This window comes from Nonomuraea sp. NPDC050451, assembly GCF_044458585.1.
Genome location: NZ_JBITHZ010000079.1, coordinates 1 through 16,627 on the forward strand (window position 1 = coordinate 1; position 16,627 = coordinate 16,627).

Genomic DNA, 16,627 nt, shown 5'->3' on the forward strand with positions numbered 1-16,627 from the left:
TACCTGGGCCTGGCGTCGTACGACACGCACGATTCCGGTCGTTTCTTCGGACGGGATCGGCTCGTCGAGGAATTGCACGAGCTGCTTCGACGGCATCGGTTCGCCGCGGTGTTCGGCCCTTCGGGCAGCGGCAAGTCGTCCCTGTTGCGCGCCGGGCTCGTACCCGCCGCACGCCGGGAGACGGCGCCCTCGGGCGAATCTTTCGGGCAGAGCCTGATATTCACACCGGGCGAGCATCCGATGCGGCACGCCGACCGGCTCCTCCCGGGCGAGGACGACTCCGACGCGCTGATCGTGGTTGACCAGTTCGAGGAGGTGTTCACGCTCTGCCAGGACGCGGGCGAGCGCGGGCGGTTCATCGACCTGCTGCTCAGCGCGCGGGAGGCGCAGAGCCGGATGCGGGTGGTGATCGCGGTGCGCGCCGACTTCTACGGGCGCTGCGCCGAGCACCGCGAGCTCACCGCAGCGCTGCGCGAGGCCAATCTGCTGGTGGGGCCGATGCACCCCGACGAGCTCAGGGAAGCGATCGTCCGGCCGGCCATCGCCGAGGGCCTGACGGTGGAGCGGGCGCTGACAGCGGCGATCGTCGCCGATGTCGCCGACGAGCCGGGGGCGCTGCCGCTGATGTCGCACGCGCTGCGGGAGGTCTGGCGCCGCCGTACGGGGAAGATGCTGACCCTGGACGCCTACGAGAGCGTGGGCAGAGTCCATGGGGCGATCAGCCACAGCGCGGAGGAGCTCTATACCGGCCTGTCGCCGGCGCAGGCGAGGATCGCCCGGCGGGTCCTGCTGAGGTTGATCCAGCCGGGTGAGCAGGCCCAGGACACCCGTCGTCCCGCTGCCCGGGCGGAGCTGGACCCGTTCGGGGAGGCGGACACCGGGCTGGTCCTCGAGCAGTTGGCCGGGGCCAGGCTGCTCACGCTGCACCAGGACACCGTGCAGCTCGCGCACGAGGCCTTGATCGAGTCGTGGCCGCGACTGCGTGGATGGGTGGACGAAGGACGCGACCGGCTGCGCGCCCATCGGCAGTTGACCGACGCGGCCACAGCCTGGCAGGCGCAGGGCCGCGATGCCGGGCTTCTCTACCGGGGCACCCGCCTGGCCGTCGTCGGCAAGCTGTTGCTCGAGCCGGGTGACCGGGACGATCTCACGCCCCTGGAACGGGACTTCGTGCAGGCGAGCGCGGCACTGGCCCGGCGCACCTCACGGGTCCGGGTCGCCGTCTCGGTCGTCATGGTGGTCTCGCTGATCGCCTCCGTGATCGCGGCGGCCGTCGCCACCCGGCAGGCGGGCCTGGCCGACGACCGGCTGCAGGAGGCGACCGCCCGGCTGACCGCCCGGCGCGCCGCCGCCCTGCGACTGAGCGACCCGAAGCTGGCCCGCCGCCTGAGCGCCGCGGCCTGGCGGATCGCCCCGGTCCCCGAGGCCAGGAGCGAGCTGATCGACTCGATGGCGATGCCCTTGGTGGACGTCGTCACCACCCCGTACAAAACCACAGATTTGGTGCATGGGCTCAGCGTGGACGGCACCAGGCTGGCCGTCTTCACACCCGGTACAGCAACCGAACCGGGCGCCCTGCGCGTGCTCGACCTGGCCACGAAGAAGGAGATCGCGAGCGCCCGATGGACGGGCCAGGACGTCTCGCAGCTGATGTGGAGTCCTGACGGCCGCACGGTGGCGGTGGACGACGGGACCAACGCACAGCTGTGGACCGTCGGCGCCGGAGGCCTGACTCACCTCGGCGTGGCATTCCCCCACCTCGACCCTGAGGAGTTCAGCCCGGACGGCCGCTTTCTCATCGGGATCTACGACGGCAGGAACGAGGCCTGGAGCATCGCGAACCGGACACGCGTGCTCGACGAGCCGGTCAGCGCCATCAGCCCGGACGGCCGGCTGGCCCTGGTCATCCCGGCGGAAGCCGATGAATTGACGACCACCCCGCTGTCTCCCGGCAACGGGACGAGCCCGGGGCGGCAAGTGGAGCTCTGGGACCTCGAGAATCGCAAGCCGCTCCGGGCCCGCTGGCTACCAGGAACCGCCACGGAAGGCGTGTTCAGTCCAGATGGCAAACATCTGGCCGTCTCCACCAACGACGGTATCCGGCTGTTCGACATCTCCTCGGGCAAGGAGGGCACACGCCCACTGCTTCCGGCTTCCGAGCGTGTGGAGTTCAGCCCCGACGGCCGGTTTCTGGTGGGGACGCAGGCTGAGGGGCGGGTGACCCTGTGGCGGACGGACGACGGCACACTGCTGATGAGAGCCCCGCTTCCCCCTGACGCTGTGGGAGCCGCTCCCCGTATCTCGCCGGATGCCCGCCTTCTCCGGGTGATCGGCAAGTTCGGCACGGTGAACGTCCTGGACATCTCCCCCTACACCCACCCCGAGATGCTCGCTCCGGGCGGCGACAAGCGGCTGCTCAGCCTCGACGGCCGCCTCCTGGTGACGACGAATCACCGAAAAGGCAAGCCGGAGGTGCGCCTTTGGGATGTCGCCGCGCGGAAACCCGTGAGCGACCCGCTACCCGTCGACGATCTCCCTGAGGACGGCCCTACGGAGACGGCGTACGCCCCGGTGTTCAGCCCCGATGGGCGCACGCTGGCGCTCACTCACCCCGCGTCCCCCGTGGTGACCTTGTGGGACGCCACGAACGGCCGCAGCATCGGCGTATTGCGCGTCCGGAGGCCGGGAGCCGTCGGCGTCTTGTCCTTGGCCTTCTCCCCCGACGGCAGAACCGTCGCGGTCGTCCCCTCCAGCGCGAACCCAGATGACGGAGAGGTGGTCGACGACCTGGATTTCGACGACCTGGAGCTGTGGGACGTGAGAGCTCGAAGATGGATCCGGACCGTCTCCGAAGCGGGAGCAGGGCCTCCGACCTTCGAGCCGGACGGGCGCCGGTTGTTCGTGGACGGATCCAGCAAGGGGCGAATCCTGGTCGATACGGCCACCGGAGAGATACGCCAGCACTCATCCGACGCCCGCGCTGAGGGAGAGATTCTCTTCATCGAGAACATGGCCGCGATCGGCGACATGGATGGGCGTTTGACGTTCTGGGACAGGGAGTTACGCAGGCCCCAGGGCCCGCCGCAGACCGCGCACACCGCATCGATCAACGCTCTTGTCCCTTACCCGCAGGCCGGACTGCTCGCCACCGTCGCCAGCGAAGGCGAGTTCGGCATTCAGCTATGGGACTGGCGGGGATATCAGCGAATCGCCGCACCGATCAGCTTCAACACCCCGTCCGTCCCGGCCGTGGCATTCAACCGGACGGCTCTGCTGATTTCATCCGCCGATGGGTCCTTACGCGAGATCACCGTCGATCCCGGCGCCGCCACCGCCGTGATCTGCCGCCGGGACGGCGGCCTGTCCCCTGCCGAATGGCAACGACACATCCCCGAACTGGCCTATCAGGTGACCTGCCACTGACGACACCTCGCGAGGCACCTGCGCCTGCGAGCCCGGCCACCGCCGGCGATCCTCACGGCCTTGTCCGTTCCTCGAACAGGCGTCCAGCTCTACGCAACGTCAGCCTCGGCCCATGGCAGATAGGGAAGATCGTCGCCGCAGCACTGGCCATCTTGCACTTTGACCACGCCCGCACCACATGACAACCGCCAGTAATCAACTCTTGCGCGGAATGGCTCAGTGGATTGGTCAGATTCGAACGGCACTCGACGGGCAGAGGGCGGCGCCGCTCAGACCATGCGTCGTAGCGCGGTCTCCACGGCATCGACCAGCGGATCGCCTTCGGTCCGCGGGTGCCTGGCCAGGCCGAGTTCGATGTCCGGCAGGCTGGGCAGGGCGTCCGCGTCGTGGCACGCCATGGCCGGTTCGAGATTCCCGGGCAGCACCGCCGTAACGCCGAGCCCGGCCCGCACCGCGGCGAGCACACCGACGAGACTGTTGCTCTCGAACGCCACCCGCCAGCGGCGGTCGGCACCTTCCAGCCCTTCCAGCACCGACGCACGCCATGTGCACGGGCCCGAGAACAGCACCACGGGTAGCGGATCGGCAGCCAAGTCCACACCCTGGCCGACCGCCCAGACCAGCGGTCGGCGCACCGTCCAGCGCGGCCGGCCGGGAACGTCCGCCGCCTCGTCGAGCACGAGGTGGACGCGTCCCGCGTCGTACGCCTCGCGCCTCGCGTCGCCGGAGAGGCTGAGCACCTCAAGCGTCGCGCCTGGATGCAGCCGGGCGAGGTCGGCGAGGGCCTGCGGAAGCTGGGACGCGGCGAGGTCTTCGAGCAACCCGACGCCGCAGTGGCCGGTCAGGGCGCGGCCGGCTTCGGTGAGTGCCTGCGCGGAGAGCGAGAGGATGCGCTCCGCGTATGGCAGGAGTTCGTCACCCGCGCGGGTCGGCGAGACGCCGGTCGTGGACCGGAGGAGCAGGGGGCTACCGACGGTGTTCTCAAGCTTGCGCAACTGCTGGCTGAGCGCGGGCTGGCTCTGCCCCAGCGCGCTTGCGGCGCGGCTGATGCTGCCCGCCCGCACAGCGGTGACGAACGACCGCAGCAGTACGATCTCTAGATCCCTGGCCATAAGAATCCATTATATCGACTCCAATCATATGGCCACTTCCTATCGCCAGATGATTGGAGCTAGCGTCACGCGGGTGACTCGATACCGACAGGTGCTCGCCGTGCCCGGGATGGCATCGCTGCTGGGCGTCTCGCTGCTCGCCCGCACCGCGATCACGGCCTCCGGGATGGCGCTGACCATGTACGTCGTTCTGGGCCTGCACATGAGCTACGCGGCAGCGGGAGGAGCCGCGGCGGCCATGACCACCGGTCTGGCGCTGGGCGGTCCGCTGCTGGGCCGCATGATCGACCGGCGGGGTGCGCGTATCGTGCTGCTGATCACCGTCGTGGTTCAGGTCGCGTGTTGGCTGAGCGTCGCGGTACTGCCGTACCCGACGCTGCTGGCCGCCGCCTTCGTAGCAGGTCTGCTGATGGTGCCGGCCCCGACGGTGACCAGGCAGGCGATCGCCGCGATGACGAAGGCGGGACAGCGCCGGGCCGCCTTCGCGCTGGAAGCGGTACAGGGCGAGCTGTCCTACATAGTGGGCCCGCCGATCGTGATCCTCTGCGCGGCACAACTGTCCTCCGGCGTGGTGGCCTGGGGCGTCGGCGCTGCGATCGTGGCGGGCGGAGCGGGGATCGCCCTGCTCAACCCCCCGCTGCGGGCCGAGGACGAGGCGCCGGCCGACCCAGCCGACCGCCCCCGTCGCAGGGAGTGGCTGGGCCCGAGAATGATCGCGGTGCTGGTGATGGCGTTCGGCGCCACGATCGTGCTCAACGGTACCGACCTGGCCATCGTGGCCACTCTCAAGGAAGCCGGCCAGGTCTCCTGGGCCGCCGTCGTGGTGGCCGTGTACGGCGCGGCCTCCATCGCCGGCGGGCTTCTGTACGGCGCGCTCCCGCGACCGCTGCCCACCTGGCTGCTGCTCGGCCTGCTCGGGCTGGTGACCATTCCCGCCGGACTGGCCCACGACTGGCGCTGGTTGTGTGTGGCAGGCTGCGGCGCGGGGCTGCTTGCCGCACCGACTCTTTCCGCGTTGTCCGACGCCGTGAGCCGGCTCGCACCCGCGAGTGTGCGCGGTGAGGCGACAGGCTTGCAGTCCTCGGCGCTGGCCGCGGGCTTCGCCCTCGGCGTCCCGATCGTCGGCGGGGCGATCGACACGTCCGGACCGGCAGGCGGCTTCGCGGCGGCCGGCCTGGCCGGCCTCGCCGCCGCGCTGATGGGATGGCTGCTGTCCCGGCGCTCACCCATCCGAACGCGGTCGGTGCGCAGCGATCCCAGCTTCATCGGGGCCTCGGACGCGCGATGATCTGCCTGCCGTCCAGTGGCTGAGCCTTCTCAGGCCATGCTCGGCGTTGCACGCCTCCACAGCATGGCCCTCACGGGACAACCTTCAGCACAGGCGATAGGCGCAGCGGCGAGGTTCGGCGGAAGATCCGTGATCAGCATCGGACGCCGATAGCTTCGTGCTCATGCCAGTGGAGTTCCTGACCGACGATCAAGCGGCTTCGTATGGCAAGTTCAACGAGGAGCCGACCCGGCCTGAGCTGGAGCGGTTCTTCTTCCTGGACGACGAGGACCGCAAGCTGATCGCGAAGCGGCGCGGGGACCACGGTCGGCTTGAGTTCGCTCTCCAGATGTGCACCGTGCGCTACATCGGCCGGTTCCTCCCAGATGACCCGCTGGACGTGCCGTGGGTCGTGGTCGAGCATCTGGCCGTGCAGCTCGGCGTCGAGCACGTCTCGTGCGTGAAGCGGTACACCGAGCGTAAGCCGACGGCGTACGAGCACGCGTGGGAGATCCGGGACGCCTACGAGTACCACGAGTACGAGGATGCGGAGTGGTCGCGGCGGTTCCGCACGTTCCTGCACGGGCGGGCGTGGACGCACGCCGAGGGGCCGGTGGCGCTGTTCAACCAGGCGGTGGGCTGGCTACGCCGTCACCGGGTGCTGCTGCCGGGGGTGTCGGTGCTGGCCCGGCAGGTGTCGGAGGCCCGCGCGGTCGGCGGAGAAGCGGCTGCACGCCACGGTCGCGGGGTCCGCCCGCCGTGTGGACCTCGCGCTGCCGGGCGATCTGGTGGCGACGCTGAAACGCCGGAGGGCTCGCGGTTCTCGGAGCTGGAGCGGCTGCGCCGCCCGCCGACGTGGACGACCGGGACGGCGTTCGCCCGCGCGCTGGAGCGGGCGGCGGAGCCCAAGCGCACGGCGATGCTCACCGCGGGGATGCGCCACCTGGAGGCGAAGGCGATCGACGAGGCCCTGGACCTGTTCCAGGTCCTCATGGCCGCTCGGCTGTTGAACACCGCGAAGCGCAAGACGGAGAAGGAACGGCTGTCCACGCTGCCGCAACTGGCGGTCTACGCCAACCCCGACCTGCCGCAGGGTGCGGTGGACCGGGACGCGTACGTGGTGCCGCCGCAGACGGACCATGATCACCGGCTTGGCGTTAACCGCTGTACCGATGTTCCCCGAGGCCGTGAACGGCGGAAAGCTCGAGGTGGTGGCGGCGGTGACCGCCGACGAGCGGCCGGGCGACCGGATGAACGACGGCGCGTGCGACCGCGCCGGGCGGTTCTTCGCCGGGACGAAGGCCGAGGACGACACCCCGCGGGCGGGCAACCTGTACCGGATGGACCCCGATCGCGGGTGGGAACGCCTCCTCGACGGGGTGACGATCTCCAACGGCATCGGCTGGAGCCCCGACGAGCGCGGCTGCGGCCCGGCGGCGGTCACGACCTGACCGTGGAGGTGCCGGCCACCGATGTGACGAGTTGCGCCTTCGGCGGGCCCGACCTCGACGTGCTCTTCGTGACCACCGCGTGGGACGGCAGGACGGGCGGGGAGCTGCGGCGGTGCCGCACCGCCTTCACCGGGCTCCCCGCCAACCCGTACCGCGACCTCAGCCCTTGACCGCGCCGGTCAGCGCCTGGACGAAACGGCGCTGACCGAACAGGAACACGGCCAGCACCGGCAGCGTGGTCAGCACCGTGCCCGCCATGATCGCCGGCCAGTCGGCCCGGTGCTGGCCCTGGAAGGTGGTCAGCCCCGCCTGGACCGTGTAGTTGGCCTCGGAGTTGATCGCCACCAGCGGCCAGAACAGGTCGTTCCAGGCCGTGATGAACGTGATCACGGCCAGCGCCGCCATCGCCGGCCTGGCCACCGGCAGCACGACCCGGAAGAACACGCCGAAGCGCGAGCAGCCGTCGATCCGCGCGGCCTCCTCCAGCTCTTTGGGGAACGACTGGAAGAACGAGGTCATCAGGTAGATGCCCACGGCGGAGGCCAGCGACGGCACGATCAGCGCGCCGAGCGTGTCGGTCAGCCCGGCCTCGCTGAAGATCAGGAATGTCGGGATGACCGTCAGCTGGAACGGGATCAGCGCGGTGGCGATGACCAGGATCAGCACCGTCCTGGAGCCGGCGAACCTGATCCTGGCGAAGGCGTACCCGGCCATGCTGCACAGCACGAGCTGGGCCGCCACGATGGCGCCCGAGACGATCACGCTGTTGAGGAACCAGCGCGGGAAGTTCGAGCGCTCGACGACCGTGCGGTAGCCGCCCAGGTCAACGGCCTCGGGCCAGATCGCCGGCGGGAACCGGTTGAGCTCGGCCTGGGTCATGACGGAGCTGAGCAGCAGCCACACGAACGGCAGCACGACCACCGCCGACATCGGCACCAGCACCAGGTGCCGCTTGCTGGGCGGTCTCATCCGGTGGCTCCCCTCCGCCGGGCGATCAGCAGGCCCGTGACGATCAGCACCAGGGTGCCGGCGAACAGCACGTACGCCACGGCCGCGCCGTACCCGGCGGTGTTGAAGTTGAAGGCGAGCTGCCAGACGTAGTAGACGATGGTCACGGTCGCGTTGGCCGGGCCGCCCTTGGTGGTGGTCATGACCAGGTCGAAGAACTGCAGCGCGTCGATCATGCCCCAGACCGTCAGGAAGATCGTCATCGGCCGTACCGACGGGACGATGACGTGCCTGAAGACGGCCCACGACCCCGCTCCGTCGATCGCCGCGGCCTCGAGCACCTCCTTGCTGATCTCCTGGATGGCCGCCAGGTAGATGACCACCGCGAATCCGAACCGCGTCCAGAAGAAGATCAGCGTGAGCACCAGCATGGCCTGCGACGGGTCGCTCAGCAGCCCCTGCACCGGCAGCCCGAGCTTGACGAGCAGGCCGTTCATCAACCCGAAGTCGCGGTCGAAGATGTAGCCCATGAGCAGCCCGGTGGCGGTGGCCGAGACGATGTACGGCACCAGGAAACAGGTCCGGTAGAACCCGATCCCGCGGACCTTCCTGTTCAGCAGCACGGCCACGACCAGCCCGGTGATCAGGGAGGCCGGGATGTAGAGCACCAGCAGCAGCCCGGTGTTGGCCACCGCCTGGAGGAACACGGCATCGTCGAGCAGCGCCCGGTAGTTGGCGACCCCCACGTTCGTGCCCGGCGTCATCAGGTCGGAGTCGGTGAACGACAACGCCAGCGCCCAGGCCATGGGCACGAGCGAGAACCCGAGGATGACCAGCGACGCGGGCCCCGCGAACGACCAGCCGGCGACGTTGTCGCCGAGCCTGCGCCGGTCGCGGGGCTGCCGGTGCCCGGCGCGGGCGGCGCTGAGCGCGGTGCTGCTCATGATCCCGGTACGGCCAGCGCGGCGTCCGCCTTGCCGGCCGCCTGGTCCAGGGCGGTCTTGGCGTCACTCTTGCCGAGCAGCGCCTGGGCGATGGCCTCGGCCACGAAGGCGGACACCCGGGGGTACCGGGTGGTCGGCGGGCGGACCCGTTTGGCGTTGGCCAGGTTCGCCGAGATCACCTCAATACCCGGATATTTCGCGACATAGTCCTTATAACCGGGCAGCTTGGTGATCGACTCGCGGATCGGCAGCGAGCCGGTGTCGCTCATCCACTCCAGCTGCTGCTCGGCCGCCGTCAGCCAGGCCAGGAACGTGGACGCGGCCTTGACCCGGCGCTCGTCGTGCTCGAACACCACCCAGTTGTCGGGCCCCGAGATCGTCTCGTGGTTGCCGTTGGTGCCGGGCAGCTGGACGACGCCGTAATCCACCTTGGCCGCCTGCAGGTCGGGCAGCACCCAGGGACCGGACAGGAACATGCCGAGCCGCCCCGACTCGAACAGCTTCTGCCCCTTCTCCGCCGGGCTGGAGTCGAGATAGACCGACTTGTCGTCCACGGCCATGTCCCGCAGCCTGCCGAGCGCCTGCTGCCCGGCCGCGGAGTTGAAGGCGGCCTTCTTGTGGTCGGGCGTGAGGATGTCGCCGCCGGCCTGCCAGAGCATCGGCCACAGTCCCCAGACCGCCTCCTCGCCGCCGCTGATCGGCCAGGTCGTGCCGAAGACGCCGTCCTTGGCGCTGGTGACCTGCTTGGCCTTGGCCCGGAAGTCGTCCCAGGTCCAGTCCGGCCCGGGCGCCTCGGCGCCGGCCTTGGCCAGCAGTTTCTTGTTGTAGAGGACGACCATGTTGTCGACCACGGCGGGGAAGGCGATGACCTTGCCGTTGACGGTGACGGACTCCCGCTCGCCGGCCCAGAAGTCCTGCCAGTTGATCGCCGGGTCCTTGACGACCTCGGTGAGGTCGGCCGTCTTGGGGTTCCTGGCGATGTTGGGGGTCCAGGAGCCGTACAGGTAGGCGATGTCGGGATAGGCGTCGGAGGCGAGCGCGGCGGTGAGCTTGGGCAGCATCCCGTCGGCGGTGGCCCCGCCGGACTCGGTCTTCACCTTGATGTCGGGGTGGCTCTGGTTGAACCGCGCGACCAGCTTCTCGATCGACTTGGCGGAGGTGTCCTCCTGGCCGTGCCAGATCGTGATCTCCACGGGGCCGCCGGCCGCCTGCTCCTGGCCGCCGCCCGAGCAGCCGGTGACCACCAGGGCGAGGAGCACGGCGGCGACCGGCGCGCGCCTCATCGGACACCCTCGGGGAGCAGGTCGCCGTGGGCGGCGATCATGTCGTCGACGAGGTCGTGGATCTGCTGGAGCGTCAGCGTGGCCGAGGCGTTCGGGTCGAGCATGACGGCGTGGTAGACGTGATCGCGGCGGCCCTCCAGCGCCGCGCGCACGGTCAGCTCGCCGACGTTGAGGAACGTCCGGTTCAGCGCGGCGAGCTGGGGCGGCAGCGCGCCGACGCGGGTGGGGCGCATCCCGGCCCGGTCCACCAGGCACGGCACCTCGACGCAGGCGTCGTCGGGCAGGTTGGAGATCAGGCCGCCGTTGCGCACGTTGCCGTGCACGACCCTGGGGGTGCCGGTCTCGATGGAGTGGATGACCTCCGAGGCCAGCTCCCCGGCGGGCTCGATCTCGACGCCCTCGCCGGCGGCCAGCCGCCGCCTGGTCTCCTCGTACGTGCCGAGGTTCTCCTGCGACCACTGCAGGTAGATCTCGACGGGGATGCGGAAGTGCTCCACCTGGTCGTCGTGGCGCAGGAACCAGGGCAGGTACTCCGAGCCGTGCTCGCTGCTCTCGGTGGGGAAGTGACCGAATCGGCGGTACATCTCCACCCGTACGGTACGGCGCAGCTCCGGGTCGCGGGCGATGACCTCGTCGAGCACCGGATACAGGTCCCTGCCCTTGTGCTCGAACTTCAGCACGAACGCCTGGTGGTTGGCCCCGGCGGTGACGAACGACACCTCCTCCTCCGGCACCTCGACGAGCGAGGCCAGCCGGGCCTGGGTGTCGCGCACGGAATGGCAGAGCCCGACGACGTTCCTGAAGGCGGTCCCCTCGTAGACGGCGCGGGGGATCATCGCCATCGGGTTGGTGTAGTTGAGCAACAGCGCGTTCGGGGCCAGTTCGGCCAGGTCCGTGCCCAGGGCCACCATCACCGGGATCGTCCGCAGCGCGCGGAAGACGCCGCCGACGCCGAGGGTGTCGGCGATCGTCTGCCGCAGCCCGTAGCTGCGGGGGATCTCGAAGTCGACGCGGGTGGCCGCGTGCCCGCCGACCGCGATCTCGTTGATCACGTAGTCGGCGCCGTCCACGGCGGCCCGCCGGTCGAGGTGCGCCTCCACCTTGGCGCCCAGGCCCAGCTCGGCGACCATCCAGTTCGCCATGGCCTCGGCCGTGGCCAGCCGCTCGGCGTCGATGTCGTGCAGGACCAGGGTGGACTCCCCCAGCTCGGGGAAGGTCAGGATGTCGGAGAGGACGTTCTTGGTGAACTCGACGCTGCCCGCGCCGATGAACACGATGCGTGCCATGGGGCTGTTTCCCTCCATAGAGCACGGCGGGCATGGGCCCGCTGCGTGCGGGTGAGTATAACCACGCATCCACCATGCAGACCAGCATTCCATCATTCGGAAAATGGCGGTTTGGCGGATACCGCTGGCGAGGTGTCTGCTCTTATGGGATTCTCAACATCAAGATCGGATCGATCACCTCGTTAACCGTGCGTTTCCCTTGTCACGGAATAGCATTCCGTATTACGGAAGGAGCGATGCATTGAACCTCCGGACCCTCTTAACCCGGTTCGCCGTCGCCACGGCCCTCATACCGGCCTCCGCGACACTCCTCGCGAACCCCGCCCAGGCGGCGGAGTCGGCGGCGATCTGGCGCCCGCCGGTGGACAGCCGCTGGCAGTACCAGCTCCAGGGCAGCAAGACCTACGCCGCCACCGGCGGCGTCAACGTCGACATCTGCGGCGTCCCGCAGAGCGGCGGCGCCTGCGTGCGGCCGAGCGTCTTCGACATCGACCTGTACGCCGCCGAGGAGGTCGCCGGCGACAACAAGACGCTCAACACGGCGGCCGTCAAGGCCATCCACGCCCGCGGGGCCAAGGCGATCTGCTACATCGACGCCGGCTCGATCGAGGACTTCCGGCCCGACTACCAGCAGTTCGTGGACTTTCACAAGAAGAACGGCAACTCCCTGCTGGGCAAGCCGTTCAGCGACGAGTTCCCGAACGAGCGCTGGGCGAACATCAACAACGACAAGGGCCAGCGCGACTTCCTGCTGAAGATGATGGCGGCCCGCGTCGACAAGTGCGTCCAGGCGGGGTTCGACGGGGTCGAGTTCGACGTCGTCAACGCCCACGAGGAGGGCAAGTCGGTCACCGGCTGGACCGTCTCCCCCGCCACCCAGCTCGTCTACAACCGCGCCCTGGCCGGCCTGGCCCACGACCGGGGCCTGTCGGTGGCCCTGAAGAACGACCTCAGCCAGGCCGAGGAGCTGGTGTCGTCCTTCGACTACGCGGTCAACGAGGAATGCTTCCAGTTCGACGAGTGCTCGGAGCTGAACGTCTTCGTCAAGGCGGGCAAGCCTGTGTTCCATGTGGAGTACGAGACCGCGCCGGCGAGCTTCTGCGCCAAATCGAAGACGCTGAAGTTCAACTCCCTCAAGAAGCCCGAGGAGTACTCGCTGTACGACAAGCCGTACAAGCCGTGCAGATAACGACGGGCTACCGGCGGATTCCGGGCCGCGCGTCGTAGCAGCAGCCCGCAGACCCCGTCCGGGCCCGCCCCACGTAGCAACCGCCCGCAGGTCCCGGCCCGGCCCACGTGACACAGCAACGGCTCGCGACGCGAGGCCTGGCCCGTCGGCGGCCGGGGCACGTAACCGCGCCGACGATCGACCGGCCGCCGCACCGCGCCGCCGGCAGCCGCCGACCGCGCGGGCCGGCCACCCGCCGGAGCCCGGTCGCCCCGCGCAACCCGGATCGGCGGCGCGCGGCGCACCGACGTGGCGGAAGGCGGCGGCGTGACGTTCCAGGGGTGCTGCCGACCCGTTGAGCCGGAGGCCGGGCGGCTCCGGCCGGGGCCGCCGCCCCCACGGGTCGCCGACTCTCATGCCTACTCCTCGTTCTGTGATGCGGAATGGAGTTCCGAATCCGTGCCAGAACACCAGGAAGCGAGACCGCTGTCAAGAGCGACCAAGGTTCCACATCTCGGAACGCTGGTGCGCGATTCGGAATCAGTGCTATTTTCGGGGAAATCTTCCGAAGGGGCGGTCCACCGATGTACCCCGAACTCGACACCCCGGCGCTCGTCATCGACCTCGACGCGGTCAGGGCCAACATTATGGAGATGGCCAAGACGGCCGCCAGGCACGGCGTCAGGCTGCGGCCCCATATCAAGACGCACAAGATGCCCGAGCTGGCGCGGATGCAGCTCGATGCCGGGGCCGGCGGCATCACCTGCGCCAAGCTGGGCGAGGCCGAGGTGATGGCCGACGCCGGGATCGACGACATCCTGCTGGCCTTTCCCGTCTGGGGCGAGCCCAAGCTGCGCCGCCTGGCCGCGCTGCGCGAGCGCGCCAGGGTGCGGGTCAGCCTCGACTCCCCCGAGGTGGCCGCCGGGCTCGGCCGGTTGGGGGGGCCGCCGGTGGAGGTGCTGGTGGAGGTGGACACCGGTCAGCACCGGCTGGGCCGCCCCACCGCCGACCTGGTCGCCGAGATCGCCGCCGTCCCCGGCGTCGAGGTCGTGGGGCTGCTCACGCTGGCCGGTCACGCCTACCACGCGCGTACGCCGGCCGAGCTCGTCGAGACCGCCCGCCGCGAGGGCGCCGACCTGGTCGCGACCGCCGAGCTGTGCGCCCGGGACGGCATCGAGCTGCGCGAGATCAGCGTCGGCTCCACCCCCACCGCCCGGCACGCGGCCGGCGTGGCCGGTGTGACCGAGATCCGGCCCGGCACCTACATCTTCAACGACACCGCGATGATCCGCCTGGGCGTGGCCACCGAGCAGACGGCGGCGGCCCGCGTGCTGGCCACCGTCATCGCCAGGCCGACACCGGAACGGGTCGTCTTCGACGCGGGCACCAAGTGCCTGACCTCCGACGGGAGCGGCACGCCCGACTGGATCAGGGCCGTGGGCCTGCCGTACCTGCACATGGAGTTCCTCAACGAGGAGCACGCGGTCGCCCACCTGGAGCCCGGCCATCACGACGAGCTGCCGGTCGGCACGCGGGCGCAGCTCATCCCCAGCCACGCCTGCTCGGCCGTCAACCTCTTCGACCTCGCCTACGGCGTCGAGAACGGGCAGGTCACCACCGAACTCCGCGTCGCGGCCCGCGGCGCGGTCCGCTGAAGAAAGGGACATCATGCGGGGACTGGCCGGCAAGCGGGTGCTGATCAGCGGGGGGAGCAGCGGCATCGGCGCCGCCACGGCCCGCAGGTTCCTGGAGGAAGGCGCCAGGGTGGTGCTCGGCGGGCTCGAACAGGCCGAGGTGGACGGCGCGGTGGCGGAGCTGTCCATGCTGGGGGAGATACGCGGGCTCGCGGGCGACATCAGCGCGGAGGCCGACGTGTCCCGGCTGGTGGAGGGCGCGATCGCGGCGCTGGGCGGCCTCGACGTCCTGATCAACAACGCCGGTACGGCCTGGCGCGAGCCGTTCCTGGAGATCACCCCCGCCCACTGGGACAGGATCATCGCGGTCAACCTGCGCGGCATGTTCCTGGTCGCCCAGGCCGTGGCCCGTCACCTGGTGGAGCAGGGCACGGGCGGGGTCATCCTCAACATGTCCTCCACCAACGGGCTGGGCGGCGAGGCCGACTACGCCCACTACAACGCCTCCAAGGGCGGTGTGCTGCTGCTCACCAAGACGATGGCCGTCGAGCTGGGCAAGCACGGCATCCGCGTCAACGCACTGTGCCCCGGCTACATCCAGACCCCGCTCAACGCCTCGATCTCGGCCGGGCTCGCGGGCGACTTCGTCACGTCGTACGAGCGCGACCACATCCCCCTCGGCAGGGCGGGGCTACCGGAGGAGGTCGCGGCCGGCTACGCCTTCCTGGCCTCCGACGACGCCGCCTTCATCCACGGCACGGAACTGGTCATCGACGGGGGCCAACTCGCGATCATGTGACTCGCGGCTGCCCCTGATCGCCTTCCTCCAGGTTCGCGATCATGCGGTCCGCATGAACGTGTCGAACTCCTCCTGGTCGATCCCCCGCAGCGCGCGCCCCGGGTGAGCTCGGGCTGGATCTCGCGGGCCCGCTCGGTCAGCCGGTAGCGGGAGCGCCGCCGGTCCTGCGGGTCGGCGGTCTGGACGACCAGCCCGTCACGCTGCATGCGTTTGAGCGTGTGGGCCATCGTCGACTGGTCTATCCTCACGCGTTCGCACAGCTCCTGCTGGGTGATCCCGTCCTCCTCGTACAGGGCCGGCAGCTGGGCGAACTGCCCCGGCGTCACCCCCGTGTCGGCGATGTTGATCCGCAGCCCGAGGCGAGCAGGACGGGCAGGATGACCCAGCGTATCGCCACATGGGCAGGCGAACCGGCGGGCGGCGCCAGGTAGACGTAAGCGGTGATCGCCAGCCCGGCTCGGCCTCACCAGGCCCAGTCAAGGTGGCCGGTGGCGGCCTGGGACTCCGCCCACAGCCGCGCGCGGGCGGCCTCGTCGTACGCGAAGGCGGGGGCGCGGACCGGGCGGAGGTCCTCGTCCACATAGAGCCCGGGCGCCACCTCTCCCCCGGTGGCCAGCCGGGCATAAGCGACACCGAGGCGTTCGGCGGGCACGGCGAAGCGGTTCTTGGGGGCGTACAGGGTGCGCAGCAGCCATGGCAGCGCCGCCACCCGGTCCGGATCGAGCCGTACGGCGGGCACCTGCACGCACACCGCGTCCACCCTGTCCGCCAAGGTGAACGTGGTCATGATCTGGGCGAGTTTCGCGTGATAGTAGGCCCTGGTCGGGCTGTACCAGCTCGCGTCGTCGAGCCGCCCGAAGCGGATCCGGATGCGCGGCATCGCGATCAGCCCCTTGCTCGCGACGTTGATCACCCGAGGACGCTCGGCGGCGGCCAGCAGCGGGCTGAGGCTGGCGGTGAGCTGGAACGGCCCCAGATGATCGGTGGCCCAGAACAGCTCGTGCCCCTCGGGGGTGAACACGGGCTTCCTGACGGTCTGGTCGAAGACGGCGGCATTGTTGATCAACACGTCGAGGTGGCCGACCGTCCGCGCGACCTGGTCGGCGGCGGCGTGGATCGAGTCGGGAATCGACAGGTCGGCCTGGACGAGGGTGGCCGGGTGCGCGGCGCGGGCGTTGATGTCGGCCAGCGCCGCGGGGGCCCCGCCGGGGGGGCGGCCCCCCGCCCGCACGAGGGGTCCCGCGGCGGCCCCGATTCGGGCGGGCCCCAGTCCCGAGGGCGGCTTGGGGGGGGGGGGTGGGTAGGGGGGGAC

General features: G+C 70.1%; 14 protein-coding genes and 1 pseudogene. 8 read left to right on the top strand and 7 right to left on the bottom strand.

Annotated features, from left to right (window positions below; translation table 11 throughout):
* Positions 1–3,423 (top strand): hypothetical protein (locus ACIBI9_RS66815; protein WP_397239318.1); only part of this gene is annotated, 3,423 nt, incomplete at its 5' end.
* Positions 3,424–3,692: 269 nt separating this feature from the next.
* Here the strand turns inward: ACIBI9_RS66815 and ACIBI9_RS66820 are convergent.
* Entirely contained in the window at positions 3,693–4,535 is an 843-nt protein-coding gene (locus ACIBI9_RS66820; protein WP_397239320.1) for a LysR family transcriptional regulator, read from the bottom strand.
* 73 nt (positions 4,536–4,608) lie between these two features.
* On the opposite strand from ACIBI9_RS66820, the gene ACIBI9_RS66825 reads away from it, so the two are divergent.
* The 4 genes and pseudogenes from ACIBI9_RS66825 to ACIBI9_RS66840 all read left to right on the top strand — a co-directional run bounded on the left by ACIBI9_RS66825 (position 4,609) and on the right by ACIBI9_RS66840 (position 7,423).
* A complete protein-coding gene (locus ACIBI9_RS66825; RefSeq protein WP_397239322.1) occupies positions 4,609–5,823 on the top strand; it encodes an MFS transporter in 1,215 nt (404 codons plus the stop codon).
* Between the two features lie 163 nt (positions 5,824–5,986).
* A pseudogene (locus ACIBI9_RS66830) lies at positions 5,987–6,496 on the top strand (DUF4158 domain-containing protein); the annotation flags it as partial.
* A 478-nt stretch (positions 6,497–6,974) separates the two neighbouring features.
* Entirely contained in the window at positions 6,975–7,253 is a 279-nt protein-coding gene (locus tag ACIBI9_RS66835) for an SMP-30/gluconolactonase/LRE family protein (protein ID WP_397239340.1), read from the top strand.
* Positions 7,160–7,423: an SMP-30/gluconolactonase/LRE family protein gene (locus ACIBI9_RS66840; RefSeq protein ID WP_397239342.1), complete on the top strand. Its 264-nt coding sequence runs from the start codon at positions 7,160–7,162 to the stop codon at positions 7,421–7,423. Before ACIBI9_RS66835 ends, ACIBI9_RS66840 begins: the two co-directional genes overlap by 94 nt.
* Here ACIBI9_RS66840 and ACIBI9_RS66845 read toward each other — a convergent pair.
* The 4 genes from ACIBI9_RS66845 to ACIBI9_RS66860 are packed head-to-tail and all read right to left on the bottom strand — an operon-like array spanning position 7,413 to position 11,714.
* Positions 7,413–8,222: a carbohydrate ABC transporter permease gene (locus ACIBI9_RS66845; RefSeq protein WP_397239324.1), complete on the bottom strand. Its 810-nt coding sequence runs from the start codon at positions 8,220–8,222 to the stop codon at positions 7,413–7,415. The genes ACIBI9_RS66840 and ACIBI9_RS66845 overlap by 11 nt on opposite strands.
* Positions 8,219–9,145, bottom strand: coding sequence for a carbohydrate ABC transporter permease (locus tag ACIBI9_RS66850; protein ID WP_397239326.1), 927 nt, complete (start codon positions 9,143–9,145; stop codon positions 8,219–8,221). The genes ACIBI9_RS66845 and ACIBI9_RS66850 overlap by 4 nt, the downstream gene beginning before the upstream one ends.
* Complete coding sequence (locus ACIBI9_RS66855) at positions 9,142–10,428, bottom strand: ABC transporter substrate-binding protein (RefSeq protein ID WP_397239328.1); 1,287 nt, start codon at positions 10,426–10,428, stop codon at positions 9,142–9,144. Before ACIBI9_RS66855 ends, ACIBI9_RS66850 begins: the two co-directional genes overlap by 4 nt.
* The gene (locus ACIBI9_RS66860; RefSeq protein ID WP_397239330.1) at positions 10,425–11,714 is read right to left on the bottom strand and encodes an alpha-glucosidase/alpha-galactosidase; all 1,290 of its coding nucleotides are present in this window, start codon (positions 11,712–11,714) and stop codon (positions 10,425–10,427) included. The genes ACIBI9_RS66855 and ACIBI9_RS66860 overlap by 4 nt, the downstream gene beginning before the upstream one ends.
* A 241-nt stretch (positions 11,715–11,955) precedes the next feature.
* Here ACIBI9_RS66860 and ACIBI9_RS66865 point away from each other — a divergent pair, with 241 nt between their 5' ends.
* From ACIBI9_RS66865 to ACIBI9_RS66875, 3 genes are all read left to right on the top strand, one after another.
* On the top strand, positions 11,956–12,903 hold the full coding sequence (locus tag ACIBI9_RS66865) for an endo alpha-1,4 polygalactosaminidase (protein WP_397239332.1): 948 nt from the start codon (positions 11,956–11,958) through the stop codon (positions 12,901–12,903).
* A 563-nt stretch (positions 12,904–13,466) separates the two neighbouring features.
* On the top strand, positions 13,467–14,537 hold the full coding sequence (locus ACIBI9_RS66870) for an alanine racemase (RefSeq protein ID WP_397239334.1): 1,071 nt from the start codon (positions 13,467–13,469) through the stop codon (positions 14,535–14,537).
* A 13-nt stretch (positions 14,538–14,550) separates the two neighbouring features.
* Positions 14,551–15,315 (top strand): SDR family NAD(P)-dependent oxidoreductase, encoded by a 765-nt coding sequence (locus tag ACIBI9_RS66875; RefSeq protein ID WP_397239336.1) that lies wholly within the window; start codon positions 14,551–14,553, stop codon positions 15,313–15,315.
* Here the strand turns inward: ACIBI9_RS66875 and ACIBI9_RS66880 are convergent.
* Both ACIBI9_RS66880 and ACIBI9_RS66885 read right to left on the bottom strand, forming a co-directional pair.
* On the bottom strand, positions 15,231–15,782 hold the full coding sequence (locus tag ACIBI9_RS66880; protein ID WP_397239338.1) for a MarR family winged helix-turn-helix transcriptional regulator: 552 nt from the start codon (positions 15,780–15,782) through the stop codon (positions 15,231–15,233). The genes ACIBI9_RS66875 and ACIBI9_RS66880 overlap by 85 nt on opposite strands.
* A complete protein-coding gene (locus ACIBI9_RS66885; protein WP_397239344.1) occupies positions 15,779–16,585 on the bottom strand; it encodes an SDR family NAD(P)-dependent oxidoreductase in 807 nt (268 codons plus the stop codon). The genes ACIBI9_RS66880 and ACIBI9_RS66885 overlap by 4 nt, the downstream gene beginning before the upstream one ends.
* Positions 16,586–16,627 lie beyond the last annotated feature (42 nt).

Excerpts from the sequence above, each read along its gene's own strand:
- ACIBI9_RS66875 (WP_397239336.1), top strand. The coding sequence starts at position 14,551 with ATGCGGGGACTGGCCGGCAAGCGGGTGCTGATCAGCGGGGGGAGCAGC.
- ACIBI9_RS66870 (WP_397239334.1), top strand. The coding sequence starts at position 13,467 with ATGTACCCCGAACTCGACACCCCGGCGCTCGTCATCGACCTCGACGCG.
- ACIBI9_RS66820 (WP_397239320.1), bottom strand. The coding sequence starts at position 4,535 with ATGGCCAGGGATCTAGAGATCGTACTGCTGCGGTCGTTCGTCACCGCT.
- ACIBI9_RS66850 (WP_397239326.1), bottom strand. The coding sequence starts at position 9,145 with ATGAGCAGCACCGCGCTCAGCGCCGCCCGCGCCGGGCACCGGCAGCCC.
- ACIBI9_RS66860 (WP_397239330.1), bottom strand. The coding sequence starts at position 11,714 with ATGGCACGCATCGTGTTCATCGGCGCGGGCAGCGTCGAGTTCACCAAG.
- ACIBI9_RS66855 (WP_397239328.1), bottom strand. The coding sequence starts at position 10,428 with ATGAGGCGCGCGCCGGTCGCCGCCGTGCTCCTCGCCCTGGTGGTCACC.
- ACIBI9_RS66835 (WP_397239340.1), top strand. The coding sequence starts at position 6,975 with ATGTTCCCCGAGGCCGTGAACGGCGGAAAGCTCGAGGTGGTGGCGGCG.
- ACIBI9_RS66845 (WP_397239324.1), bottom strand. The coding sequence starts at position 8,222 with ATGAGACCGCCCAGCAAGCGGCACCTGGTGCTGGTGCCGATGTCGGCG.